This is a genomic window from Paracoccus sp. (in: a-proteobacteria) (assembly GCF_039808215.1).
GTDB lineage: Bacteria > Pseudomonadota > Alphaproteobacteria > Rhodobacterales > Rhodobacteraceae > Paracoccus.
This window is the reverse complement of the sequence record NZ_JBDHSP010000013.1, coordinates 25,869-49,125: the sequence shown is the minus strand read 5'-3', so window position 1 is coordinate 49,125 and position 23,257 is coordinate 25,869. Positions and strand designations below refer to the sequence as shown.

At 68.4% G+C, this 23,257-nt stretch carries 22 protein-coding genes and 2 tRNA genes; 13 read left to right on the top strand and 11 right to left on the bottom strand.

Going from position 1 to position 23,257, the window contains the following annotated elements:
• Positions 1-13: 13 nt before the first annotated feature.
• From lepB to WMK75_RS06920, 6 genes are all read left to right on the top strand, one after another.
• The gene (gene lepB / locus WMK75_RS06945; RefSeq protein WP_347266941.1) at positions 14-805 is read left to right on the top strand and encodes a signal peptidase I; all 792 of its coding nucleotides are present in this window, start codon (positions 14-16) and stop codon (positions 803-805) included.
• Positions 806-848: 43 nt separating this feature from the next.
• A complete protein-coding gene (gene rnc / locus WMK75_RS06940; RefSeq protein WP_347266940.1) occupies positions 849-1,550 on the top strand; it encodes a ribonuclease III in 702 nt (233 codons plus the stop codon).
• Entirely contained in the window at positions 1,547-2,458 is a 912-nt protein-coding gene (gene era / locus WMK75_RS06935; RefSeq protein WP_347266939.1) for a GTPase Era, read from the top strand. The genes rnc and era overlap by 4 nt, the downstream gene beginning before the upstream one ends.
• Entirely contained in the window at positions 2,451-2,786 is a 336-nt protein-coding gene (locus WMK75_RS06930; RefSeq protein ID WP_347266938.1) for a DUF1491 family protein, read from the top strand. The genes era and WMK75_RS06930 overlap by 8 nt, the downstream gene beginning before the upstream one ends.
• A gap of 99 nt (positions 2,787-2,885) precedes the next feature.
• Positions 2,886-5,324, top strand: a complete 2,439-nt coding sequence (gene gyrB, locus WMK75_RS06925; RefSeq protein ID WP_347266937.1) for a DNA topoisomerase (ATP-hydrolyzing) subunit B — start codon at positions 2,886-2,888, stop codon at positions 5,322-5,324.
• 206 nt (positions 5,325-5,530) lie between these two features.
• On the top strand, positions 5,531-6,256 hold the full coding sequence (locus WMK75_RS06920; protein ID WP_347266936.1) for an outer membrane beta-barrel protein: 726 nt from the start codon (positions 5,531-5,533) through the stop codon (positions 6,254-6,256).
• Between the two features lie 64 nt (positions 6,257-6,320).
• On the opposite strand, the gene WMK75_RS06915 is transcribed toward WMK75_RS06920, so the two are convergent.
• The 3 genes from WMK75_RS06915 to WMK75_RS06905 form a co-directional block, all read right to left on the bottom strand.
• Positions 6,321-7,232, bottom strand: coding sequence for a DMT family transporter (locus WMK75_RS06915; protein ID WP_347266935.1), 912 nt, complete (start codon positions 7,230-7,232; stop codon positions 6,321-6,323).
• Positions 7,233-7,386: 154 nt separating this feature from the next.
• Positions 7,387-7,686 (bottom strand): HU family DNA-binding protein, encoded by a 300-nt coding sequence (locus WMK75_RS06910; RefSeq protein ID WP_347266934.1) that lies wholly within the window; start codon positions 7,684-7,686, stop codon positions 7,387-7,389.
• A 150-nt stretch (positions 7,687-7,836) separates the two neighbouring features.
• A complete protein-coding gene (locus tag WMK75_RS06905) occupies positions 7,837-9,318 on the bottom strand; it encodes an AMP nucleosidase (protein WP_347266933.1) in 1,482 nt (493 codons plus the stop codon).
• 101 nt (positions 9,319-9,419) lie between these two features.
• On the opposite strand from WMK75_RS06905, the gene WMK75_RS06900 reads away from it, so the two are divergent.
• Together WMK75_RS06900 and WMK75_RS06895 are read left to right on the top strand one after the other, a co-directional pair.
• A complete protein-coding gene (locus WMK75_RS06900; RefSeq protein ID WP_347266932.1) occupies positions 9,420-10,406 on the top strand; it encodes an LLM class flavin-dependent oxidoreductase in 987 nt (328 codons plus the stop codon).
• Positions 10,403-11,263 carry an SDR family oxidoreductase gene (locus WMK75_RS06895; RefSeq protein ID WP_347266931.1) on the top strand — a complete coding sequence of 287 codons (861 nt, stop codon included), beginning with the start codon at positions 10,403-10,405 and terminating at the stop codon, positions 11,261-11,263. The genes WMK75_RS06900 and WMK75_RS06895 overlap by 4 nt, the downstream gene beginning before the upstream one ends.
• Here WMK75_RS06895 and WMK75_RS06890 read toward each other — a convergent pair.
• The 7 genes from WMK75_RS06890 to dapF all read right to left on the bottom strand — a co-directional run bounded on the left by WMK75_RS06890 (position 11,260) and on the right by dapF (position 18,079).
• Positions 11,260-11,880, bottom strand: a complete 621-nt coding sequence (locus WMK75_RS06890; RefSeq protein WP_347266930.1) for an SH3 domain-containing protein — start codon at positions 11,878-11,880, stop codon at positions 11,260-11,262. The two genes, WMK75_RS06895 and WMK75_RS06890, sit on opposite strands and share 4 nt — an antisense overlap.
• A 27-nt stretch (positions 11,881-11,907) precedes the next feature.
• Positions 11,908-12,522 carry a restriction endonuclease gene (locus WMK75_RS06885; protein WP_347266929.1) on the bottom strand — a complete coding sequence of 205 codons (615 nt, stop codon included), beginning with the start codon at positions 12,520-12,522 and terminating at the stop codon, positions 11,908-11,910.
• A gap of 305 nt (positions 12,523-12,827) precedes the next feature.
• On the bottom strand, positions 12,828-14,756 hold the full coding sequence (dxs, locus tag WMK75_RS06880; RefSeq protein ID WP_347266928.1) for a 1-deoxy-D-xylulose-5-phosphate synthase: 1,929 nt from the start codon (positions 14,754-14,756) through the stop codon (positions 12,828-12,830).
• A gap of 29 nt (positions 14,757-14,785) precedes the next feature.
• Positions 14,786-15,649 (bottom strand): polyprenyl synthetase family protein, encoded by an 864-nt coding sequence (locus WMK75_RS06875; protein WP_347266927.1) that lies wholly within the window; start codon positions 15,647-15,649, stop codon positions 14,786-14,788.
• Positions 15,649-15,885, bottom strand: a complete 237-nt coding sequence (locus WMK75_RS06870; protein ID WP_347266926.1) for an exodeoxyribonuclease VII small subunit — start codon at positions 15,883-15,885, stop codon at positions 15,649-15,651. Before WMK75_RS06870 ends, WMK75_RS06875 begins: the two co-directional genes overlap by 1 nt.
• Positions 15,886-16,004: 119 nt before the next feature.
• Complete coding sequence (gene mtaB / locus WMK75_RS06865) at positions 16,005-17,267, bottom strand: tRNA (N(6)-L-threonylcarbamoyladenosine(37)-C(2))-methylthiotransferase MtaB (RefSeq protein ID WP_347266925.1); 1,263 nt, start codon at positions 17,265-17,267, stop codon at positions 16,005-16,007.
• Positions 17,264-18,079 carry a diaminopimelate epimerase gene (gene dapF / locus WMK75_RS06860; protein ID WP_347266924.1) on the bottom strand — a complete coding sequence of 272 codons (816 nt, stop codon included), beginning with the start codon at positions 18,077-18,079 and terminating at the stop codon, positions 17,264-17,266. The genes mtaB and dapF overlap by 4 nt, the downstream gene beginning before the upstream one ends.
• Before the next feature lie 97 nt (positions 18,080-18,176).
• On the opposite strand from dapF, the gene WMK75_RS06855 reads away from it, so the two are divergent.
• Together WMK75_RS06855 and pheT are read left to right on the top strand one after the other, a co-directional pair.
• Positions 18,177-18,252, top strand: a tRNA-Lys gene (locus tag WMK75_RS06855).
• A gap of 127 nt (positions 18,253-18,379) precedes the next feature.
• A complete protein-coding gene (gene pheT, locus WMK75_RS06850; RefSeq protein WP_347266923.1) occupies positions 18,380-20,767 on the top strand; it encodes a phenylalanine--tRNA ligase subunit beta in 2,388 nt (795 codons plus the stop codon).
• A 91-nt stretch (positions 20,768-20,858) separates the two neighbouring features.
• Here the strand turns inward: pheT and WMK75_RS06845 are convergent.
• Positions 20,859-20,934, bottom strand: a tRNA-Ile gene (locus WMK75_RS06845).
• 189 nt (positions 20,935-21,123) lie between these two features.
• Between WMK75_RS06845 and WMK75_RS06840 the strand changes: the two genes are divergently transcribed.
• The 3 genes from WMK75_RS06840 to WMK75_RS06830 all read left to right on the top strand — a co-directional run bounded on the left by WMK75_RS06840 (position 21,124) and on the right by WMK75_RS06830 (position 23,251).
• A complete protein-coding gene (locus WMK75_RS06840; protein WP_347266922.1) occupies positions 21,124-21,675 on the top strand; it encodes a DUF1269 domain-containing protein in 552 nt (183 codons plus the stop codon).
• A 65-nt stretch (positions 21,676-21,740) separates the two neighbouring features.
• A complete protein-coding gene (gene mtgA, locus WMK75_RS06835; RefSeq protein WP_347266921.1) occupies positions 21,741-22,487 on the top strand; it encodes a monofunctional biosynthetic peptidoglycan transglycosylase in 747 nt (248 codons plus the stop codon).
• A gap of 74 nt (positions 22,488-22,561) precedes the next feature.
• Complete coding sequence (locus tag WMK75_RS06830) at positions 22,562-23,251, top strand: glutathione S-transferase family protein (RefSeq protein ID WP_347266920.1); 690 nt, start codon at positions 22,562-22,564, stop codon at positions 23,249-23,251.
• The last annotated feature ends 6 nt before the right edge of the window (positions 23,252-23,257 follow it).

Here is a 23,257-nt window from a genome sequence, read left to right as displayed (position 1 = left end):
GGGACCGGCATCAATGGCCAAGCACGACGCCCGCAAGGATGGGGGCATCTGGGAAACCGTCAAGACCATCTTCTGGGCCCTGCTGATCGCGGGCGTCTTCCGCACCCTGTTCTTCCAGCCGTTCTGGATCCCCTCGGGCAGCATGAAGGACACGCTGCTGATCGGCGATTTTCTGTTCGTGAACAAGATGGCCTACGGCTATTCCGCCGTGTCCTGCCCCTTCGGCCTGTGCCCGATCCCCGGGCGCATCCTCGGCTCGGATCCCGAACGCGGCGATGTCGTGGTGTTTCGCCACCCGACGCGGGGCGACGATTTCATCAAGCGCGTGATCGGCCTGCCGGGCGACCGGGTGCAGATGAAGGACGGCCAGCTGTGGCTGAACGGCGAGCCGGTGCCGCAGGAAGCCGCCGGCACCTTTTCCGAACCCTTCGCGCCACAGGGCCCGCAGCAAAGCCTGCCGAAATGCGCCAACGAACCCGTGCCGGCGGGCGGCCTGTGCGAAAAGCAGCGCCTGACCGAGACCCTGCCCAACGGCCTGCGCCACGATGTGCTGAACATCTTCGACGGCGGCCCGGGCGACAATACCGCCGAATTCACCGTGCCCGAGGGGCATTTCTTCTTCCTCGGCGACAACCGCGACAATTCCGGCGATTCGCGCTGGCCGGCCTCGATCGGCGGCGTCGGCATGGTGCCGGCGGAATTCCTGATCGGCCGCGCCGACCGCATCATCTTTTCCTCGGCCGGCCGGTCGCTGCTGTATTTCTGGACCTGGCGCGCGGACCGGTTCTTCAAGGCGGTCAACTAGGGAAGAATTGCCGCGGCGCCCCGGCTCGTGGCAGAATTGGCACATGAAACTATCCGCCGAGATCCAGGCCTTCTCGAAACGGCTGGGGCACGAATTCGCGCGCCCGGAACTGCTGGTGCGGGCGCTGACGCATGGCTCGATCGCCTCGAGCACGCGGCCCGACAACCAGCGCCTGGAGTTTCTGGGCGACCGCGTGCTGGGCCTGACCATGGCCGAGGCGCTGTTCAGCGCCGACCGCAGCGCCACCGAGGGCCAACTGGCGCCGCGCTACAACGCGCTGGTCAAGGGCGAGACCTGCGCCGGCGTCGCCCGCGACATCGGCCTGGGCGAGGTGCTCAAGCTCGGCCGCTCGGAAATGATGTCGGGCGGGCGCCGCAAGGAGGCGCTTCTGGCCGACGCCATGGAGGCGGTGATCGCCGCCATCTATCTGGACGCCGGCTTCGAGGCGGCGCGCCGCATCGTGCTGGCGCTCTGGGCCGGGCGGCTGGCCAATGTCGATGCCGACGCCCGCGACGCCAAGACCGCGTTGCAGGAATGGGCGCAGGCCCAGGGCATGAGCCCGCCGCGCTATCACCAGACCGCGCGCCGCGGCCCCGACCACGCGCCGGAGTTCGAGATCACCGTCGAGCTGGACGATGGCCGCAAGGCCGGGGCCAGCGGCACGGGCACGAAACGCAGCATCGAACAGGCGGCCGCCGCCGCCCTGCTTGGCCAGATCGAAGGCCAGATCGAAGGAACCACATGAGCGACACACGCGCGGGCTTTGTTGCCCTGATCGGCGAGCCGAATGCCGGAAAATCCACGCTGCTGAACCGCATGGTCGGGGCCAAGGTCTCGATCGTGACGCACAAGGTGCAGACCACGCGCGCCCGCATCCGCGGCATCGCCATGGCCGGGGACAGCCAGATCGTCTTTGTCGACACGCCCGGCATCTTTCGCCCGCGCCGGCGGCTGGACCGCTCGATGGTCAAGGCCGCATGGGGCGGCGCCGCGGATGCCGACGTGATCCTCTTGCTGATCGAGGCGCATCGCGGGCTGACCGACGGCGCGCAGGCGATCATCGACCAGCTGCGTGAAAATGCCGGCACCACGCCGGTGGCGCTGGTGATCAACAAGATCGACCGGGTAAAGGCCGAGGCGCTGCTGGCGCTGTCGCAAAAGCTGAACGCCGCCTTCGACTTTGCCGCCACCTTCATGATCTCGGCCGAAAAGGGCCATGGCTGCGACGACCTGCTGGCCTGGCTGGCGGAGCAAGTGCCCGAGGGGCCCTGGCTTTACCCCGAGGACCAGGTGGCCGACCTGCCCATGCGCATGATCGCCGCCGAGATCACCCGCGAAAAGCTGACGCTGCGCCTGCACGAGGAGATCCCCTATCAACTGACGGTGGAAACCGAACGCTGGGAGGAGAAGCAGGACGGCTCGGCGCGGGTCGATCAGATCGTCTATGTCGCGCGCCCCGGCCACAAGGGCATCGTCCTGGGCAAGGGCGGCGAGACGATCAAGGCCGTGGGCCAGGCCGCACGCGCGGAACTGGCCGAGTTCATGGGCCGGCCGGTGCATCTGTTCCTGCAGGTCAAGGTGCGCGAGAACTGGCTCGACGAGGCCGAGCGCTATAACGAGATGGGGCTCGACTTCCGCGACGGCGATGCCTGAGCCGCGGCTGGCGGCGGGGATCTGGGTCGCGGCCTATCTGCGCCGGCTGGCACTGGCCGACATCCCGGCCTATATCACCCGCCACGGCGACGACACGGCCGGCGCGGTGCTGGTGAAATGCGCTACGATGGACGGGCGCGCCAGCCTGTGGGCCCGGGAATGGGACCTGGACCGCGACCTGCGGCTGTGGCTGTGCCAGGACAGCGACGACGAGGCCACGATCGACGCCTCCATCGCCCGCGACTGCGCCCGCGACCCCGACCTGTGGGTGATCGAGATCGAAAGCCGCGACGGGCGCACGCTGCTGGATGCCGAGGGTCTCGGCTAGGCCGGCGACGCCCCGCGGGCCGGAAAATCCGTGGCTTTCCCGTGACATTCGTCGCTGCCCACCCTATAAGATGCAGGCCCAAGGCAGGATAACAAGACAATGACCGAAGCCGCCCCGCAGCCTTCCGACTACAGCGCCGATTCCATCAAGGTTCTCAAGGGCCTGGAGGCGGTGCGCAAGCGTCCCGGCATGTATATCGGCGACACAGACGACGGCTCGGGCCTGCATCACATGGTCTATGAGGTGGTGGACAACGGCATCGACGAGGCGCTGGCGGGACATGCCGATTTCGTGCGCGTGCGCATCCATGCCGATAGCAGCGTCTCGGTGCGCGACAACGGCCGCGGCATCCCGGTCGGCATGCACCCGAGCGAGGGCGTCTCGGCCGCCGAGGTGATCATGACGCAGCTGCATGCCGGCGGCAAGTTCGACAGCAATGCCTACAAGGTCTCGGGCGGGCTGCATGGCGTCGGCGTCTCGGTGGTCAACGCACTGTCGGACTGGCTGGAACTGCGCATCTGGCGCGACGGCAAGGAACATTTCGTCCGCTTCGAACATGGCGACACGGTCGAACACCTGCGCGTGCTGGGCGATGCCGCCCCGGGCGAGAAGGGCACCGAGGTGCGCTTTCTGGCCTCATCGCGCGAGGATGGCGGCGAGGGCACGTTCTCGAACCGCGACTTCATCTACAAGGTGCTGGAAAACCGCCTGCGCGAACTGGCCTTCCTCAATTCGGGCGTGCGCATCATCCTCGAGGACGAGCGCCCGGCCGAGGCGCTGCGCACGGAACTGTTCTATCAGGGCGGGGTGCGGGAATTCGTCAAGTTCATCGACCGTTCCAAGACCCCGGTCATGCCCGAGCCGATCTTCATCCAGGGCGAGCGCGGCGGCATCGGCGTCGAGGTGGCGATGTGGTGGAACGACAGCTACCATGAGACCGTGCTGCCCTTTACCAACAACATCCCTCAGCGCGACGGCGGCACGCATCTGGCGGGATTTCGCGGCGCGCTGACCCGGGTGATCAACAGCTATGCGCAGTCGAACGGCCAGGCGCGGCGGGAAAAGGTCGATTTCACCGGCGACGACGCCCGCGAGGGGCTGACCTGCGTGCTGTCGGTCAAGGTGCCGGACCCGAAATTCTCCAGCCAGACCAAGGACAAGCTGGTGTCGTCCGAGGTGCGCCCGGCGGTCGAGGGGCTGGTGGGCGAAAAGCTTGCCGAATGGTTCGAGGAAAACCCCGCCGAGGCGAAGTCGATCGTCGGCAAGATCGTCGAGGCGGCGCTGGCGCGCGAGGCGGCGCGCAAGGCGCGCGAGCTGACGCGGCGCAAGACCGCGATGGACGTGGCCTCGCTGCCCGGCAAGCTGGCGGACTGCCAGGAAAAGGACCCGGCGCTGTCGGAGCTGTTCATCGTCGAGGGCGACTCGGCCGGGGGCTCGGCCAAGCAGGGCCGCTCGCGCCAGAACCAGGCGGTGCTGCCCCTGCGCGGCAAGATCCTGAACGTCGAGCGCGCGCGCTTCGACCGCATGCTTTCCAGCGATCAGGTCGGCACGCTGATCACCGCGCTGGGCACCGGCATCGGCCGCGACGAGTTCAATCTGGGCAAGCTGCGCTATCACAAGATCGTCATCATGACCGATGCCGACGTGGACGGCGCCCATATCCGCACGCTGCTGCTGACCTTCTTCTTCCGGCAGATGCCCGAGCTGATCGAGGCGGGGCATCTCTATATCGCGCAGCCGCCGCTCTACAAGGTCAGCCGCGGCCGCTCGGAGGTCTATCTGAAGGACGAGGCGGCGCTGGAGGATTACCTGATCGGGCAGGGCACCGACGGCGCCAGCCTGCGGCTGGGCACTGGCGAGCAGATCAGCGGCGCCGATCTGGCCCGCGTCGTCGATGAGGCGCGGCTGGCGCGCCGCATCCTGCGCGCCTATCCGACGCATTATCCCCCGCATATCACCGAACAGGCGGCGATCGCCGGGGCGCTGGTGCAGGGTCGCATGGACAGCGACGCGCAAGGCGTGGCCACGGCCGTGGCCGCGCGCCTTGACCTGATCGCCGAGGAATATGAGCGCGGCTGGTCCGGGCGCCCGACCCAGGACGCCGGCATCCGCCTGACCCGGCTGTTGCGCGGGGTCGAGGAAAGCCGCACCCTGGACGGGCCGATGCTGCGCAGCGCCGAAAGCCGCCGCCTGGCGGCCATGACCGACAGCCTGCAGGAGATCTATGGCCGGGGCGCACATCTGATCCGCAAGGATCGCGACATCGCCATCCACGGCCCGCTGGACCTCTTGAAGGCGATCTTCCTCGAGGGGGAAAAGGGCCTGTCGCTGCAGCGCTACAAGGGTCTGGGCGAGATGAACCCGGAACAGCTGTGGGAAACCACGCTGGATCCGGCGGCGCGCACCATGCTGCAGGTCCGCATCGAGGATCTCGGCGAGGCCGACGACATCTTTACCAAGCTGATGGGTGATGTCGTCGAGCCGCGGCGCGATTTCATCCAGCAAAACGCCCTGAGCGTCGAGAATCTGGACATCTGAGGCCGGCGGCCCGGCAATTCCCGGCGGATCCGCGGGCCTGCCGCACCGTGCGGTTGATTGTTGCCGATTAGCCGCGCATTATCGCGAGGAGCGGCGAATTTTATCCGTCACCTTGCGTGAGGCCCGCCGCAGGACTAGTTGATGTTCAACCCGGACGCCGCGGGACCGCCCGATTCCGCGTCCCCGCGAACAGGAGAACCGTAACGATGAACGCATTGCGCAACCAGACCGCCATCCTGACCTCGACCGCCGCCCTGATCCTTGGCAGCGCGGTGATGGCGAATGCCGGCGGCTTTGCCGCACCTGTCGTCGAGCCCGTGGTCGCACCGATCATCGAGGCGCCGGTGATGAACTGGCAGGGCGGCTATATCGGCGCGACCCTCGGCTATGGCTTTGGCGGCGACGATGTCGTCGGCATCACCGACATCACCGCCACGCCCAACGTCTATAGGGGCGACATCGGCGATCTGGGCGGCGATGGCGTGAACGCCGGCATCCGCGCCGGCTATACCCTGCAGCGCGACCGCTGGGTTTTCGGGCCGGAACTCGGCTTCGAGATGACCAACATCAAGGGCGAGACCAATGGCACCATCGGCGTGGTGCCGATGGAGGCGGAAACCCGGATCAAGAACGTCCTCGCCCTGCGCCTCAAGGCCGGTTACCTGGTCCAGCCCGACATGCTGGTCTATGGCATCGCCGGTTGGGCCCGCGCCGACGTCGACTATGAGGTGGCCGGCAACAACCTCGACTTCAAGAAGGATGGCTATGTCGTCGGGCTCGGCGTGGAAAAGCGCCTGAGCGACCGCATGTCGGTGACCGGCGAATACGAATATGCCAATTTCGGCAAGGAAACCCTGTCCACCGACATGTTCTCGACCGAGGCGACCCCGGTCTACAACAATGTCAAGGTCGGCCTGAATTTCCGCTTCTGATCCGGCTCCACGAACGACAAGGGGGTCGCCTTCGGGCGGCCCCCTTTGCCATTGCCGGGCGCGATCAGCGGCGCCCGGTCATGGCTTGCACCCCGAGCGCCCCGGTTGCCGGCGGGATGCGCGCCATCTGCACCATCAGGATTCCCGCCGCCACGACCAGCGCGCCGACCACATCCGACAGACCAAAGCTTTCGCCAAGCAGCGCCGCGGCGATGGCGACGCCAAAGATCGGCGACAGGAAATGGAAGGTCGCCGCGCGCACCGCGCCGACGCGAACCACAAGCAGGAACCAGATCCAGGTGGCGGCGATCCCCGGCACCGCGATGGAATAGAGCATGGCGACGATCAGCGCCGCGCTCCAGTCGACCGGGGCGCCCCATTCCAGCAGCAGCGCCGGCGGCAGCAGCGCCACGGCACCCACCGCCATCTGCAGCCCGACGATCATCATCATGTTTCGGCTGCCGCCGGCGCCGCGCGCCGCCAGCGTGGCGAAGGTCAGGGCAATGACACTGCACACGCACAGGAACACGCCGTAAAGGTCCAGCCCCTGCCGCAGGCGCACCCCCATGATCAGCGCCACGCCCAGGACGCCCAGCACCAGCCCGGCCACGGCCATCGGGCGCAGCCTTTCGCGATAAAGCGTCCAGCCGAGAAAGGCCACGATCAGCGGCATGGCCGAGGCGATGATCGCCGAGACCGAGGCCTCGACATATTGCATCGCCATCCAGGCAAGCCCCAGATAAAGCGCGTTCTGGCAGATGCCGAAAACGATGACCGTGCGCCACTCGGCGCGGCTGAGGCGCCAGCTTTGGCCCAGCGCCCGCGCCAGCGCCACCGCCAGCACCGCCGAGATGGCAAAGCGGATCACCAGTGCGCTGAAGGGCGGCGCCGCCAGCACCGCGATGCGCGTGGCGGTGAAGGCCGAGGCCCAGATCAGCGCAAAGCTGACCCCCATCAGAATGGCCCTGAAATCCATCACGCCCCCTCCCCGCGCGCCCCGCCTCCAGCGCCCCGCCTCCAGCGCCCATGGGCTAGCAGATGCGCGGACGGGCGCAAGGCCCGAGTGGTGCCCGAAAATGCAAGGGGCCGCGCCGGTCAGGCGCGGCCCCGGATGCCGGAACGGCTCCGGATCAGGCGTTCACGCTGTCCTTCAGCGCCTTGGCGACGGTGACCTTCACCACCTTGTCGGCGGGCTTGGTCATCATCTCCTGGGTTTGCGGATTGCGGACCTGACGCTCGGGGCGGGTGCGGCAGGCGACCTTGCCGATGCCCGGCAGGGTCAGCGCGCCACCATCGGCGACCGTGCGCGACACGACGGCCGAGAGCGCGTCCAGAGCCGCCGCAGCGGTTTTCTTGTCGCTTCCCATCTCGTCGGCCAGCGTGGCGACGAGCTGGGTCTTGGTCATCGGTTTCGAAGCGGCCTGGGCCATAGTCTGTCTCCTCGTTGTTCCCGGTTCGGGAAAATTCCGGTCGCCACCTTGGCGGCATGGTTGCCGCTACACAAGCTTTTTGCGCGCATTTCAAGCCATTTCCTCGGCTTTTATCCATAACGCCGCGAAACCGACGCCAAAGCGCACCAGTCACAGGAAGGCGGTCTCGTTGAACGAGCGCAGTTTGCGCGAGTGGATGCGTTCCAGCGGCGTGGCGCGCAGCTTTTCCATGGCGCGGATGCCGATCAGCAGGTGGTTGGCCACCTGCGTGCGGTAGAAATCCGTGGCCATGCCGGGCAGTTTCAGCTCTCCGTGCAGGGGCTTGTCGGACACGCACAGCAGCGTGCCATAGGGCACGCGAAAGCGGAACCCGTTGGCGGCGATGGTGGCGCTTTCCATGTCCAGCGCCACGGCGCGCGACTGCGACAGGCGCTGCACCGGGCCGGACTGGTCGCGCAATTCCCAGTTGCGGTTGTCGATCGTGGCCACGGTGCCGGTGCGCATGATCGCCTTCAGCTCATAGCCGTCCAGCTGCGTGACCTCGGCCACCGCCTCCTGCAGCGCGACCTGCACCTCGGCCAGGGCCGGGATCGGCACCCAGACCGGCAGATCGTCGTCCAGCACGTGATCCTCGCGCAGATAGGCATGGGCGAGGACGAAATCGCCCAGCGACTGGCTGTTGCGCAGCCCGGCGCAATGGCCGACCATCAGCCAGGCATGCGGGCGCAAGACGGCGATATGATCGGTGGCGGTCTTGGCGTTCGAGGGGCCGACGCCGATATTGACCAGGGTGATGCCGTCGCCATCCGGGCGCTTGAGGTGATAGGCCGGCATCTGCGGCATCTTGGCGCCGGTGGCAATGACATCCTCGGGGCGCTGCAGGACGTGATTGCCGGGCGCGACGAATTCGCTGTAGCCCGAGCCGGGATCGGCCAGGGCGCGCCGGGCGAAGGCCTCGAACTCGTCCACGTAGAACTGATAGTTGGTGAACATGACGAAGTTCTGGAAATGCTCGGGCAGGGTGGCGGTGTAATGCGCCAGCCGCGCCAGGGAATAATCCACCCGCTGCGCGGTGAAGGGCGCCAGCGGCAGGCTGCCATCGGCATTGACGATGGCGATGCTGTTCACGATGTCGTCGTTCATCGTGTTCAGGTCCGGCACGTCAAAGACATCGCGCAGCGAATAGCCCAGCACGCCTTCCTGCGGCACGTTGAAACTGCCCTGCGTCGCCACGGCGAAATGCACCGGCATCGGCGTCGCGCTGTCGCCGATCGCCACCGGCACGCCGTGGTTGCGCAAGAGCAGCGCGATCTGCTCGGTCAGGTAGCCCTTGAACAGGTCCGGCCGGGTCACCGTGGCGGCATAGCTGCCCGGCACGGTGACATGGCCGAAGGACAGCCGCGAGTCGGTCTTGGTATGGCTGGCGGTGACCAGGCGGATCTCGGGATAGAAGGCGCGATAGCGCGCGCGCGGCGGCCCGCCGCGCAGAGTCGCCACGAAACGCTGCAGCAGGAACTGCGCCGAGCGCTGGTAAAGCGCGATCAGCCGCTCGACCGCGGCGGCGGGATCGTCGAAATGGCTGCGCGCCACCGGCTCAGGGGTTTCCAGGGGCAGGCCATCGTCTCGGGTCATGCGGGTCTCCGGGTCGCTCTGGCGGGACTGTGCCAGTGGCGCCGGGGGCTGGCAAGCCGTGGCCAGAGCCCCTATCTGTCAAGGCGAACCAGGAGAGCGAGATGCAGTTTTCCATCCTCGACCTTGCCGCGGTGGCCGAGGGCCAGGACGCGCGGCAGGCGATCGCCAATGCCGTGGCCCTGGCCCGCGCCGCGGAAGGCTGGGGCTATCACCGCTTCTGGCTGGCCGAGCATCACAACATGCCCGGCATCGCCAGCGCCGCGACCGCGGTGTTGATCGGCCATGTCGCGGCGCAGACCGCCAGCATCCGCGTCGGCGCCGGCGGCGTCATGCTGCCCAACCATGCGCCGCTGGTCATCGCGGAACAGTTCGGCACCCTGGCGACGATCCACGGGCCGCGCATCGACCTCGGCCTTGGTCGCGCGCCAGGCGGCGACGGCGCGGTGATGCGCGCCATGCGCCGCTCGCGCCAGCGCGACGAGGAATTTCCCGATGACGTGGTCGAGCTGCTGCATTATCTCGGCCCGCCACGCCCCGGCGCCGCGATCACCGCCTGCCCGGGCCAAGGCACGAACGTGCCGGTCTGGATCCTCGGCTCGTCTCTTTACGGCGCCAGCCTTGCCGCGGCGCTGGGCCTGCCCTATGCCTTCGCCAGCCATTTCGCCCCCGGCGATCTGGATGCGGCGCGCGATCTTTATCGGGCGCGCTTCCAGCCGACGCCCTTCGGGGCGAGGCCGCGCTTCATGCTGGCGGTGAATGTCGTGGCCGCCGGGACCGAGGCAGAGGCGCGGCGCCTGCACAGCAGTCAGAAACTGGCCTTCGCCCGGCTGCGGCTGGGCATGCCGGGCCTGCTGCCGGCGCCGCTGGACGATCCCGATGCCGCCATCCCCCAGCCGGTCCGGTCAGCGGTCGAGCAGGCGATGGCCATCAGCGCCGTCGGTATGCCCGATCAGGTCGCGGCGCAGCTTCAGGCGCTGATCGCGCGCCACCGCCCCGAGGAGTTGATCCTTGTCGGCAATATCTTCGACCAGGCGGCACGGCAGCGGTCCTTTGCCATCGCCGCCGAGATCCTGCGGGGGCGGCCATGAGGGCCTTGATCCTGGGCCACGGCTACAGCGCCGGCTTCCTGACGCCCTTGCTGCGCGCCGAGGGCTGGCAGGTCACCGGCACCACCCGCGCCGACAGCGGCCGGGTCGCCGCCGCCGGGGCCGCGCCGCTGCTCTGGCCCGGACCCGAGGGTGAGTTGCGCGCCGCCATCGCCGCCGCCGAGGTGATCCTAGTCTCGATCGGGCCGCATCGGGGGGCCGATCCGGTGCTGGCCGCGCTGGCCGGCGACATCGCCCGCGCCCGCCCGCGCTGGCTTGGCTATCTCTCGACCACCGGCGTCTATGGCGACCGCGACGGCGGCTGGGTCGACGAGGACACGCCCTGCGCCCCGACGACCCGGCGCGGGCATGAGCGCGTCGCGGCGGAACGGGCCTGGCAGGCACTGGCCGGCGAACACGATCTGCCGCTGCACATCTTCCGCCTCGCCGGTATCTATGGCCCGGGCCGCGGGCCCTTTGCCAAGCTGCGCGCCGGCACCGCGCGGCGCATCGTCAAGCCGGGGCAGATCTTCTCGCGCATCCATGCCGAGGACATCGCCCAGGCGCTGCTGGCCTCGATCCATGCGCCGCGCCCGGGCGCCATCTACAACCTGTGCGACGACGACCCTGCCCCTCCCGAGGCGGTGATCGGCCATGCGGCGGAACTGCTGGGCCTGCCCCTGCCCCCGGCCGAGGATTTCGCCAGCGCCGAAATGACGCCGATGGCGCGGTCCTTCTACGGCGAAAGCAAGCGCGTCTCGAACGCGCGCGCCAAGCGCGAACTGGGGCTGCGGCTGCGCTATCCCGATTACCGCTCGGGCCTGGCGGCGCTGGCGCGCGCCGAGGGCATCGCGATCTAGGGCGCGATCGAGCAGCAGCCGGTCAGCATGCGCGAGGGCATGTCCTTGCCTTCGAGGATGACGCTGACCGCCAGCGCGAAACTGTGGTCCGACATGCCGTCCGAACATTGCCCGGGGCGCATGAAGGCGGTCAGCCGGCCCTTGTCGTCGCCGGCGATCAGGCCGCGCGTCGGCTCGCCGGCGATGCCGCGGTCCATGACCTTGCGCAGGCTCAGCGGGCGGTCGGGCTGCCCGGGCTCGGCCAGCACCAGCCCCTTCTCGACGGTGCGGATGGACCAGAAGGGCTCGGTGCCGCTGCATTTCAGCGACAGCGGCAGCGCCGCAGGCAGCCAGACCACCGCCTGCGGCTTGAGAAAGCGCAGCGCCACCCAGCCGGTGGTCTCGCCCACGTTCACCTTGCCCCATTTGCCGCTGGCATCGCGCGCCAGCAACTCGACCCCCTTCGCGGTCGAGGGCAGGGTGCCGACGATCTTCGCCGCCCCGTCCGGCGCCTCGCGCACGTTCAGCCGGTCCCAGGTCTCGACCACGGTGACATCGAACAGCGCCGGCATGTAGTCCTGCGCCGCCGCCGCCAGCGGCGCCGACATCAGAAGGCCGGTCAAAAGAATGCGAAGCATCGGTGCAGCGTCCTTGGCGCCCGGGATTCAGCCCATGTCAAAGAAGTTAGCGTCAATCGAGCGCAAGACATAGCTTTTGTCGATCCGGACGCCGACGCCGTGATCGATCATCAGCCGCGCCAACCGCGCCCCGTCGATCAGCACCACGCGCTGCTGCACGCGGCGCACATAGTCGCGCGCCTCCCTGGAGAAGGCCGAGGTGGTGACGAAGACGCCCTTGCTGGCGCTTTCGCCGGTCATCGAGCCGATGAAGGCCTGCAAGGCCGGGCGGCCCACGACATTCTCGGGCGCGTAACGCTTGGCCTGGATATAGACGGCATCGAGACCCAGCTTGTCCTCGTTCACCACGCCGTCGATGCCGCCATCGCCCGAGCGGCCAAGCGCCTGCCCCATCTCGGCGCGGCCGTCGCCATAGCCCATGGCGACAAGCAGATCGACGATCAGCCGCTCGAACCGGGTCGGGGAAAGCGTCAGGACCTGGTCCAACAGGTCCTCGGCAAGGGCGACGTCAAGCTGGCGATACGCAAAGTCGATCAGGTCGGAAGGGGTCTGGTCCTCTTCGGCGACATCTATGGGCTGAGTGGACGGCGCAAAAGCCCGCTTGTCCTTTCGGGCCTCCCGCCACGCGACATAGAGGGGCAATCCTTGGACATATTTTCTGTCTATCAATGTGCCAGAAGCCAACAGTTCGTGCCCTGCCGGTGTAACAACATTGTGTCCACGCCCAACTTTTTCTGTGAGCCCAGCTTGCTGAAGCCAGAGCCCTGCCCAATCCGCGCGGTCAAAGACTTTCGTGCGGCCTCCGCTGGCAATTTCGACAGACATAGCCTCGTCAGATAAGCTAAAATGCTTTTGTATCGCAGGAAGACACTCGCGTGGGTTGCGTGCACTCTTTGCCATTTGCTGCAAGACAACGGGCAACAGATCGCTGCTGGACGGAATTTCGCTCATGCCCGCCGCTCGCCGATCTGCGCCACGCCCAGCACCTCCAGCACCTTGCTTTCGATGTCGGGGGCGGACATGCGGGCCTCGCGATACATGGCCTCGGGGCTGGCGTGGTCGATGAATGTGTCGGGCAGCACCATCTGGCGGAAACGCAGGCCGCCGTCGAACACGCCCGCATCGGCCAGAAGCTGCGCGACCAGGCTGCCAAAGCCGCCGACCGCGCCTTCCTCGATGGTGATCAGCGCCTGATGCGTGCGGGCAAGGCGCAGGATCAGCTCGCGGTCCAGCGGCTTGGCAAAGCGGGCATCGACCACCGTGGGGGCAATGCCGCGTGCCATCAGCGATTCGCGGGCGCGCATGACCTCACCCAGGCGGGTGCCGAAGCTGAGGATCGCGACGCGCTTGCCCTCGGCCATGACACGACCCTTGCCGATTTCCAGTGGGACGCCGCGCTCGGGCATCTCGACGCCCATGCCCTCGCCGCGCGGATAGCGAAAGGCGATCGGGCCTGCGTCATGGGCGGCGGCGGTGGCGACCATATGGACCAGCTCGGCCTCATCTGCCGCGGCCATGACCACCATGCCGGGCAGGTTCGCCAGAAAGGCGATGTCATAGGCGCCGGCATGGGTGGCCCCGTCCGCGCCGACCAGACCGGCGCGGTCGATGGCAAAGCGCACCGGCAGCCGCTGGATCGCCACGTCATGCACGACCTGATCGTAGCCGCGCTGCAGGAAGGTCGAATAAAGCGCGCAGAAGGGCCGCAGGCCGCCGGCCGCCAGACCCGCGGAAAAGGTCACCGCATGCTGCTCGGCGATGCCCACGTCGAAGCAGCGGCGCGGAAAGCGCTCGGCGAACAGGTTCAGCCCGGTGCCGTCCGGCATCGCCGCTGTCACCGCCACGATCCGGTCGTCGCGGCTGCCCTGATCGACCAGCGCCCGGGCAAAGACGCTGGTATAGCTGGGCGCGTTCGATTTCGCCTTGGCCTGGGTGCCGGTGGCCACGTCGAATTTCGCCGTGGCGTGGCCCCTGTCGGCGGCGCGCTCGGCTGGGGCGTAGCCCTTGCCCTTTTTCGTCACCGCATGGATCAGCACCGGCCCGTCGGCGCGGGATTTCAGCATGCGCAGAAGCGGCAGAAGCTGGCCAAGGTCATGGCCGTCGACCGGGCCGACATAGGTAAAGCCCAGTTCCTCGAACAATGTGCCGCCGACGGTCATGCCTTTCAGCATTTCCTTGGCGCGGCGCGCGCCTTCCTGCAGCGGATGCGGCAGGAAACCCACGGCGCCCTTGGCCACCGCCCGCAGGTCCTGGAACGGCGCCTCGGCGTAAAGCCGGGTCAGATAGCTGGAAAGCGCCCCCACCGGCGGCGCGATGGACATTTCATTGTCGTTCAGCACCACGAACAGCCGCTTGCCCAGATGGCCCGCGTTGTTCATCGCCTCGAAGGCCATGCCGGCCGACATGGCGCCGTCGCCGATCACCGCGATGGCATCGCCCGGATCGCCGCCCAGTTCGCGCGCCATGGCAAAGCCCAGCGCCGCGCTGATCGAGGTGCTGGAATGCCCGGCCCCGAACGGATCATAGGGGCTTTCCGAGCGCTTGGTGAAACCCGAAAGCCCCCCTGCCGTGCGCAGGGTGCGGATGCGGTCGCGCCGCCCGGTCAGGATCTTGTGCGGATAGCACTGGTGGCCCACGTCCCAGATGATCTTGTCGCGCGGCGCGTCAAAGACCGCATGCAGCGCCACGGTCAGTTCCACCACGCCCAGGCCCGCGCCCAGATGGCCGCCGGTGACGGAAACCGCGCTGATCGTCTCGGCGCGCAGCTCGTCGGCCAGCTGGCGCAACTCGCGGTCCGACAGCGCCTTGAGATCGGCGGGCAGGTGCACGCGGTCCAGCAAGGGCGTCGCGGGGCGGTCGGGATGGTCTTGGGTCATGGCTGGCCCCTTCTCTGCGGGCGGGCTGGTCAGGCGTCGCGCTCGATAACGAAACGCGCCAGTTCGCGCAAGTTTTCCGCGGCCTCGCCATAGGGCTCCAGCGCCGCCTCGGCGCTGCGCGCCAGCTTGCGGGCCTTGTCCTGCGCGCCCTCAAGGCCCAGCAGCGACACGAAGGTGGCCTTGTTGGCGGCATCGTCCTTGTGCGTGCGCTTGCCGATTTCCTCCTCGTTGCCGATCACGTCGAGGATGTCGTCCTGGATCTGGAAGGCCAGGCCAAGGTTGCGGGCGTATTCCGCCAGCGCCGCCGCGTCCTCATTGGCCATGATCGCCCCGGCGGTGGCCGAGAACTGGATCAGCGCCCCGGTCTTGGCCGATTGCATGCGCTTGACGGCGACGATGTCCAGCGGCTCGACCGCGGTTTCGGCGGCAATGTCCAGCGCCTGGCCCCAGACCATGCCGCGCGCGCCGATGGCGTCGGAAAACCCGCGGATCAGCGCCAGCCTGGCGTCGGGTGCGCCGACCTTCGGATCGGTCAGCAGACCGAAGGCCAGGCTTTGCAGCGCGTCCCCGGCCAGGATCGCCGTGGCCTCGGACCATTGCACATGCACGGTGGGCAGGCCGCGGCGCAGATCGTCGTCATCCATCGCCGGCAGGTCGTCATGGACCAGGCTATAGGCATGCAGCGCCTCGACCGCGGTGGCGACGGGCAGCGATTCGCGATCCGTCAGCCCGCAGAGCCGCGCCGATTCCATCACCAGGAAGGCACGGATGCGCTTGCCGCCGATGCAGGCATAGCGCATGGCGTCGGCCAGGTCGCCCTCGGGCAGGCCGGCCATGGCCTGTTCGAGCGCGATCTGCACCTGCGCCCGCACATCCACAAGACGGGTCTGCATCACAGGCCCTCGACCGGCTGGACGCCGGCCGGCTGGCCGTTCGCGGCCAGGGTGATCTTTTCCACCCGCTCCTCGGCGGCGCGCAGCACCTTGTCGCAATGCGCGCGCAGCGCCGCGCCACGCTCGTAAAGCTTGATCGATTCCTCGAGCGTGGCCTCGCCATGCTCAAGCTTGCCGACCGTGGCCTCAAGCTCTTTCATCGCCTCCTCGAAGGACATGTTCTCGATCTCGGTCACGCAGGCGTCTCCTTGCAGCGGTTCGGCCCCGGGCACGGCAGGCGGCCCGAAGCGGGCGGATCATAACCGCCTTCGCGCGCCGATGCCACCGGCAGTGCGCGAACCGGCGCCGCAGGGTTTCAGGCGGTCAGGCGCTGGCCGTCATGGCCGGAAATGGCCGTCTCGACCAGCGCGCCCTCGGGCATGTCGCGGGCGAAGGCCACCTCGGTGAAATGCTCGGTGCGGCCAAGGCGCGGCCCTTCGGTCAGCACCATGCGGGCCTGGCCGACCTCGCCCGCCAGATGGCGCAAGAGCGCCGCCTCGCCTGCCGCGCGCAGCCGGGCGGCGCGGTCGCGGATCACCGGCCCCGGCAGGCGCGGCATGCGCGCCGCGGGCGTGCCCTTCCTCGCGGAATAGGGGAACACATGCAGGAAGGTCAGGCCGCAATCCACGACCAGTTTCAGGCTGTTTTCAAACATCGCCTCGGTCTCGGTCGGAAAACCTGCGATGATGTCGGCGCCAAAGACGATGCCGGGGCGCAGCCGGCGCGCCTCCTCGCAGAAACGGATGGCGTCGTCGCGCAGGTGGCGGCGCTTCATGCGCTTCAGGATCATGTCGTCGCCAGCCTGCAGCGACAGGTGCAGATGTGGCATCAGCCGCGGCTCGCTGGCGATGGCCAGCATCAGGTTCTCGTCCGCCTCGATCGAATCGATGCTGCTGATGCGCAGGCGCGGCAGGTCGGGCACCAAGCGCAGGATGCGCATGACCAGATCGCCCAGCCGCGGGCCGCCCGGCAGATCCGCCCCCCATGAGGTCAGATCGACCCCGGTCAGCACCACCTCGTTGAAACCGCGGTCGCGCAGGCGCTTGATCTGTTCGACCACCACGCCGGCCGGGACGGAACGCGAATTGCCGCGGCCGTAGGGGATGATGCAGAAGGTGCAGCGGTGGTCGCAGCCGTTCTGCACCTGCACATAGGCGCGATGGCGGCCGAAACCGTCGATCAGGTGGCCGGCGGTCTCGCGCACCGACATGATGTCGTCGACCTGCACCTTTTCCGTCTCGCCGATCAGGTCGCGGGCCTGCAAGCCGGCCCAGGTCTCGGGCAGCATCTTTTCGTGGTTGCCGATCACCCGGGTCACTTCGGCCATGGCGGCGAATGTCTCGGGTTCGGTCTGGGCGGCGCAGCCGGTGACGATGACCGGGGCGCCGGGGTTTTCGCGCGCCAGGCGCCGGATCTCCTGCCTGGCCTTGCGCACCGCCTCGGCGGTGACGGCGCAGGTATTGACCACCACCGCGCCCTGCAGCCCGGCGGCCGCGGCCATCTCGCGCATGGCCTCGGTCTCATAGGCGTTCAGCCGGCAGCCGAGGGTGGAAAACACCGGAGGAATCGCCCCGCTCATCCGCGCCAGACCCCGTCGAAGACATGGGCGGTCGGGCCGGTCATCCAGACCCCGTCCGCGCGCCAGTCGATCTCCAGCACGCCGCCGGGGACGTTGACGCGCACGCGCCGCCCGGTCAGCCCGCGCCGCGCCGCCGCCACCACCGCGGCGCAGGAACACGACCCCGAGGCCAGCGTCGGGCCGGTGCCGCGTTCCCAGATGCGCAGGACGATCTCGGAGTCGCTGAGCACCTGCACGAATTCCACATTGCTGCGCTGCGGGTAAAGCGGGTGGTGCTCGAACTCGGGGCCCAGGCGCTCAAGCGCGACCGCCGCCGCGTCGGGGACAAAGAAGGTCATGTGCGGATTGCCCATGCCGGTGGCGACCGGATCGCCGGCGATCGGCAGATGCAGCAGGTCCACATCCGCGGCCAGCGGGATCGCCGCCCAGTCCAGCACCGGCGCGCCCATGTTGACGCGCGTCAGCCCGGCGCCGGCATCCTCGGCCAGCAGCACGGCATGGTCGGTGGCCAGCCGCAGGCTGGTGGCGCCGCCCGCGTCCATCAGATGCCGCGCGACACAGCGCGTGGCATTGCCACAGGCGGCCGAGAACGAGCCGTCGGCGTTGAAAAACACCAGCCGCGCATCGGCATTCTCGCCGGGCAGGATGACGGCAAGCTGGTCGAAACCGATGCCGCGATGGCGGTCGGCCATGGCGGCGACGGTGGCGGGCGCGGGCAGCTCGCCGCTGCCGCGCCGGTCGAGAACCACGAAATCATTGCCAAGCCCGTGCATCTTCATGAACGGCAGGCCGGGGTCTTGCGAATGTTCCATCCCGCCCACATACGCCTGCCGGAAAGATTCTGCCAGAGGCGGCGATTTTTCCGCTTGACCCTGTTGGCGGCTGATCCTAGTTAGCCCCCCGTGAGATGGGCCCGTAGCTCAGTCGGTAGAGCAACTGACTTTTAATCAGTGGGTCACAGGTTCGAATCCTGTCGGGCTCACCACTCAGTTCCAAAGGCCCGGGCGGGAACGTCCGGGCCTTTTGCATTCCCGCGCCGCACCCCCTGTCCCGACCCTACCATTCCGCCGCGCCATGGGTTAGAGCAGCGGCAAACTGACGGAGCGGCCCGCATGAAATTCACCCTCTCCTGGCTCAAGGAGCATCTCGACACCACCGCCACGCTCACCGAGATCACCGAGGCGCTGACCGATCTCGGCCTCGAGGTCGAGGAGGTGCGCGACCCGACGACACGGCTGGCGCCCTTCACCCTTGCCCGCGTGCTCGAGGCGGTGCCCCATCCCGACGCCGACCGGCTGCGTGTCTGCAAGGTGCTGACCGACGAGGGCGAGAAGCAGATCGTCTGCGGCGCCCCCAACGCCCGCGCCGGCATCACCGTGGTGCTGGCCAAGCCCGGCGACTATGTCCCCGGCATCGACGTGACCCTGGGCGTGGGCAGGATTCGCGGCGTGGAAAGCCACGGCATGATGGCCTCGGAACGCGAGCTGGAACTGTCGGACGAACACGACGGCATCATCGAGCTGCCCTCGGGCGAGATCGGCCAGCGCTTTGTCGACTGGCTGGCCAGCGAGCGCCCCGAGACCGTGGACCCGGTGATCGAAATCAAGATCACCCCCAACCGCCCGGATGCGCTGGGGGTGCATGGCATCGCCCGCGACCTGGCGGCGCGCGGCCTGGGCCTGCTGCGGCCGCTGAAGACCGCCGAGATCGCCGGCGGCTTCGCCTCGCCCATCAAGGTGACGATCACCCCCGAGATGGCCGGCAAGGCGCCGTTCTTTGCCGGCCGGCTGATCCGCGGCCTGCGCAACGGCCCCTCTCCCGACTGGCTGCAAAAGCGCCTGACCGCCATCGGCCTGCGCCCGATCAATGCCCTGGTCGACATCACCAACCTGTTCACCCATGACCTGAACCGGCCGCTGCACGTCTTTGACGCCGACAAGGTCAAGGGCGATCTGGTGGTGCGCGCCTCGACGCCTGGCGAGGAGCTGCTGGCGCTGGACGGCAGGACCTATGCCTTCCCCGCCGGCACCATGATCATTGCCGACGAGAACGGCCCCGAAAGCATCGCCGGAATCATGGGCGGCGAACATTCCGGGTCCTCGGACGACACGGTGAACGTGTTTCTGGAAAGCGCCTATTGGGACCCGATCGCCATCGCCGCGGCCGGGCGGGCGCTGAAGATCCATTCGGATGCCCGCTACCGCTTCGAGCGCGGCGCCGACCCGGCCTTCACCCTGACCGGGCTGGACATGGCCGTGCGGATGATCCTTGACCTGTGCGGCGGCGAGCCGTCGGAACTGGTCACCGCCGGCGCCGTCCCCGACAGCACGCGCAGCTACCAACTGGAGCCCGCGCGCATCGCCAGCCTCGTCGGCATGGAGATCCCCGAGGCGCGGCAGCGCGCCACGCTCGAGGCGCTCGGCTTCCGGCTCGAGGGCGATCGGGCCTTCGTGCCCAGCTGGCGCCCAGACGTGCAGGGCAGCGCCGATCTGGTCGAGGAGATCGCCCGCATCGAATCGCTGACCCGGCTGCAGGGCCAGCCGCTGCCGCGCCCGCAGCCCGGGGTGCCGCAGCCGGTGCTGACCCCCCTGCAGCAGCGCGAGAAGGCGGCGCGGCGCATGGCGGCAAGCCTTGGCTACAACGAATGCGTCACCTACAGCTTCATCGATGCGGCGGCGGCGGCGCTGTTCGGCGGCGGCTCGGATGCCGTGCGGGTCGAGAACCCGATCAGCAGCGAGATGACGCATATGCGCCCCGACCTGCTGTCCGGGCTGCTGGCGGCGGCGGCGCGCAACCAGGCGCGCGGCTTCATGGATCTGGCGCTGTTCGAATGCGGCCCGGTGTTTTCCGGCGGCGAGCCGGGCGAGCAGGACCTGCACCTGAGCGCGATCCTCGTGGGAAACATTGCGCCGCGCGATCCCTTCGCCTCGCGCCGCAAGGTGGACATCTATGACGCCCGCGCCGATGCCGAGGCGATCCTGCAGGTGATCGGCGCCCCGGCCCGGACCCAGATCAACCGCAAGCTGGCCGGCTGGTGGCATCCGGGCCGGGCGGGCAATATCGCCCTGGGGCCGAACGCCCTGGCCAGTTTTGGCGAGATCCACCCGCGTGTGCTGCGTCATTTCGGCATCAAGGGCACGGCCGTGGCGCTGACCATCCGCATCGCCGCCGTGCCCCTGCCCAAGGTCCGCACGCCCTCGCGCCCGGCGCTGCTGCTGTCGGACCTGCAGGCGGTCGAGCGCGATTTCGCCTTTGTCGTCGATCAGCAGGTCGAGGCCATGGCGCTGGTCAATGCCGCCATGGGCGCCGACAAGGCGCTGATCGAGCGGGTGACGGTCTTTGACCAGTTCACCGGGCTCGAGGGCGGGCGCAAGTCGATCGCCATCACCGCGCGGTTGCAGCCGCGCGACAAGACCCTGACCGATGCCGAGATCGAGGCGGTCAGCGCCCGCATCGTCGACAAGGTCGCCAAGGCCACCGGCGGCACGCTGCGCGCCTGACAGCCGCAGGCGGTCGCGGTTGACCGCGGCCGCCGCCATCCTGCCGACAGGGGCCGGGGCGCGCATGGGCCGGGGCGCGCATGGGGACGGCTGGTAGGCCCGGAGGGACTTGAACCCCCAACCAAGGCGTTATGAGCGCCCTGCTCTGACCATTGAGCTACGGGCCCGGCCGGCCGACAGCTTTGCGGCAGCCCGGCCCCGAGGTCAAGGCCGCGCAAGGCGCATGCGGCCCGCGCGCCGGCACGATGTTGCGCGGCGCCGGGCCATCGACTACATCTTGGCCCGCGATCCCCCTGCCCTGCGGCCCGATATGGCCAGGGCGCGGGGCATCGCTTCGCAAAACGAGAGGAGTTCTCATGTCCAACCTGCTTGTCATCGCCTTCGACGACGAGGCCACCGGCTTCGAGCTGCGCACCGAACTGGTCAAGATGCAGAAGGAATATCTGATCCAGATGGATGATGCGGTGGTCGTCACCCGTCCCACGGCCGATGGCATCAAGCTGCACCAGGCAGTGAACCTGACCGCCGCCGGCGCGGTCAGCGGCGGTTTCTGGGGCACACTGGTCGGGCTGATCTTTCTCAATCCGCTGCTGGGTGCCGCGGTGGGCGCGGCCTCGGGGGCGCTGGCCGGCCGTTTCTCGGACATCGGCATCAACGACAATTTCATGCGCGATCTGGGCAATTCCATTCCGCCGGGCGGCTCGGCGGTGTGCATCCTGATCCGCCAGGTCTCGGCCGACAAGGTGCTGGCGCGCATCGAGGGCTCGGGGATCAAGGGCCGCGTGCTGCAGACCTCGCTTTCGGACGCCGACGAGGCGCGGCTGCGCGACGCCTTTGCCGGTGGCAAGCTGGGCAGCGCCCTTGGCATGCCCGAGGCGGATGCCGCGACCGCCGCACCCCAGGCCTGAACGGCATGCGCGCCTTGCCGCGCAGGCGCTTGACGCAGCCGGCATGGTCGTGACAGGACGCGACCATGCCCCGCCGCATCCCCGACCCCGAGGCGCCGATCGAGGTACCTGAGCCGCCGCCCGGCACGCACCGGCGGCTGCCGGCGCGCGCCGGGCTGTGGCTCTGGGGCTGGACGCGCTGGATCGGGCTGCGGCTGCTGGCCTTGATGTTCGTGCTGGTGTTCCTGTTTTCCTTCATCAACCCGCCGACCAGCTGGACCATCATCGAGGGCCAGCGCCAGTATCCCGGCAAGGACCGGCAATGGGTCGATCTGGACGGAATCTCGCCGCATGTGGTGCGCGCCGTGGTCGCGGCCGAGGACGCGAATTTCTGCAGCCACTGGGGTTTCGACATGTCCGAGATTCGCAAGGTCATCGCCTCGGGGTCCTCGCGCGGCGCCTCGACCATCAGCCAGCAGACCGCCAAGAACGTGTTCCTGTGGCAGGGCGGCGGCTGGCCGCGCAAGCTGATCGAGACCGTCTACACGCCGATGATCGAGGCGCTGTGGTCCAAGCGGCGCATCATCGAGGTCTATCTGAACCTGGCCGAATTCGGCCGCGGCGTCTTTGGCGTGCATGCGGCGGCGCAATATTACTTCGACACCACCCCCGACAAGCTGAGCCTGCGCCAGGCGGCGGCGCTGGCCTCGATCCTGCCTTCGCCCAAGACGCGCAATCCGCAGACCGGCTCGGCGCGGACCCGCGCCATCGTCAGCGGTGCCGAGACCATCCGCGCCGACGGCCGCGATTCCTGCCTGGTGCTGGCGCGCTGAACCGCCATGGCGGTTGAAACCCGGACGGCCGCGGCGTATCAACTGCTGACTGCGCCAGAACCGGTTTTTCCCGCATGAACAATCCTGCCTCGAATTCGACCATCCGCCTCTACCATGTCCCGCTGTCGCCCTTCTGCCGCAAGGTGCGGCTGGCGCTGGCGGAAAAACGCATCGAGGTCGAGCTGGTCGAGGACCGCTTCTGGGAGCCGGGCTCCGAGATCCTGCGCCGCAACCCGGCGGGCAAGTTGCCGGTGCTGCGCATGGACGGCCGGCTGCTGGCGGAAAGCCAGGCGATCTGCGAATATCTGGACGAGGTGCAGCCGCAGCCGCCGCTGATGCCGCGCCAGGCGATCGACCGTTTCGAGGTGCGCCGGCTGTGCGCCTGGTTCGACGACAAGTTCAATGCCGAGGTCACGCGCCCGGTGATGAACGAGCGGGTCTGGAAGAAGGTCATGCGCCTGGGCCACCCGGATTCGCGCACCGTCAAGGCCGGGCTTTCCGCAATCCGCTATCACCTCGACTACATGAGGGCGCTGCTGGAACAGCGCCGCTGGCTGGCGGGCGACGTGATGACGCTGGCGGATTTCACCGCCGCGGCGCATCTGTCCTGCCTCGACTACATCTCGGACGTGGACTGGACGCATTCGAGCGAGGTCCAGGAATGGTATGCCAAGATCAAGTCGCGCCCGGCCTTCCGCAGCCTGCTGGCCGACCATCTGCCGGGGGTGCATCCGGCGCCGCATTATGCGCTGCTTGATTTCTGACCCCCT

Bases quoted from the DNA above. Each gene is read 5' to 3' on its own strand.
- WMK75_RS06900 (WP_347266932.1), top strand. From the start codon at position 9,420: ATGCAGTTTTCCATCCTCGACCTTGCCGCGGTGGCCGAGGGCCAGGAC.
- WMK75_RS06890 (WP_347266930.1), bottom strand. From the start codon at position 11,880: ATGCTTCGCATTCTTTTGACCGGCCTTCTGATGTCGGCGCCGCTGGCG.
- lepB (WP_347266941.1), top strand. From the start codon at position 14: ATGGCCAAGCACGACGCCCGCAAGGATGGGGGCATCTGGGAAACCGTC.
- dxs (WP_347266928.1), bottom strand. From the start codon at position 14,756: ATGACCCAAGACCATCCCGACCGCCCCGCGACGCCCTTGCTGGACCGC.
- WMK75_RS06910 (WP_347266934.1), bottom strand. From the start codon at position 7,686: ATGGCCCAGGCCGCTTCGAAACCGATGACCAAGACCCAGCTCGTCGCC.
- WMK75_RS06840 (WP_347266922.1), top strand. From the start codon at position 21,124: ATGTCCAACCTGCTTGTCATCGCCTTCGACGACGAGGCCACCGGCTTC.
- WMK75_RS06930 (WP_347266938.1), top strand. From the start codon at position 2,451: ATGCCTGAGCCGCGGCTGGCGGCGGGGATCTGGGTCGCGGCCTATCTG.
- dapF (WP_347266924.1), bottom strand. From the start codon at position 18,079: ATGGAACATTCGCAAGACCCCGGCCTGCCGTTCATGAAGATGCACGGG.
- mtaB (WP_347266925.1), bottom strand. From the start codon at position 17,267: ATGAGCGGGGCGATTCCTCCGGTGTTTTCCACCCTCGGCTGCCGGCTG.
- WMK75_RS06920 (WP_347266936.1), top strand. From the start codon at position 5,531: ATGAACGCATTGCGCAACCAGACCGCCATCCTGACCTCGACCGCCGCC.
- rnc (WP_347266940.1), top strand. From the start codon at position 849: ATGAAACTATCCGCCGAGATCCAGGCCTTCTCGAAACGGCTGGGGCAC.
- era (WP_347266939.1), top strand. From the start codon at position 1,547: ATGAGCGACACACGCGCGGGCTTTGTTGCCCTGATCGGCGAGCCGAAT.
- pheT (WP_347266923.1), top strand. From the start codon at position 18,380: ATGAAATTCACCCTCTCCTGGCTCAAGGAGCATCTCGACACCACCGCC.
- gyrB (WP_347266937.1), top strand. From the start codon at position 2,886: ATGACCGAAGCCGCCCCGCAGCCTTCCGACTACAGCGCCGATTCCATC.
- WMK75_RS06875 (WP_347266927.1), bottom strand. From the start codon at position 15,649: ATGCAGACCCGTCTTGTGGATGTGCGGGCGCAGGTGCAGATCGCGCTC.
- WMK75_RS06905 (WP_347266933.1), bottom strand. From the start codon at position 9,318: ATGACCCGAGACGATGGCCTGCCCCTGGAAACCCCTGAGCCGGTGGCG.
- WMK75_RS06915 (WP_347266935.1), bottom strand. From the start codon at position 7,232: ATGGATTTCAGGGCCATTCTGATGGGGGTCAGCTTTGCGCTGATCTGG.
- WMK75_RS06895 (WP_347266931.1), top strand. From the start codon at position 10,403: ATGAGGGCCTTGATCCTGGGCCACGGCTACAGCGCCGGCTTCCTGACG.
- WMK75_RS06830 (WP_347266920.1), top strand. From the start codon at position 22,562: ATGAACAATCCTGCCTCGAATTCGACCATCCGCCTCTACCATGTCCCG.
- mtgA (WP_347266921.1), top strand. From the start codon at position 21,741: ATGCCCCGCCGCATCCCCGACCCCGAGGCGCCGATCGAGGTACCTGAG.